The sequence below is a fragment of the Nocardia sichangensis genome, from assembly GCF_047200615.1.
GTDB lineage: Bacteria > Actinomycetota > Actinomycetes > Mycobacteriales > Mycobacteriaceae > Nocardia > Nocardia sichangensis.
In genome coordinates, this window is sequence record NZ_JBJZOK010000152.1 from 1 (window position 1) to 328 (window position 328).

General features: G+C 59.1%; 1 protein-coding gene. It reads left to right on the forward strand.

The genetic code is table 11. The features are described 5' to 3' along the window. A partial coding sequence (locus ACL03I_RS39555) for an MspA family porin (RefSeq protein ID WP_280296212.1) occupies positions 1 to 193 on the forward strand: 193 nt, incomplete at its 5' end. Positions 194 to 328 lie beyond the last annotated feature (135 nt).

Here is a 328-nt window from a genome sequence, read left to right on the forward strand (position 1 = left end):
GGTCAAGTTCGTTCAGATCGATTACAAGGACATCCTGAAGCCGGGTGTGTACTCGGTGGAGTATCAGGATGCCGAGATCCAGATCCAGGGCTGCGCGGGTTACGCGCAGGCGCGTTCGTACACGGTCGTCGAGATCATCGGCGATCACTACTCGAAGACCACCCTCTACGGGATGCCGTTCAGCATCGGCTGACGCGGGTCGGATCCATCAATCTCTTTTCGCTGAAGCGAACTCGAATCTTTAGGGGAATCACCGTCATGTTCGATCGTAAAATGTCGGCACGCGCGGCCGGGCTGTGCGCGTCCGCGGCCATCGCGGTAGGCCTGC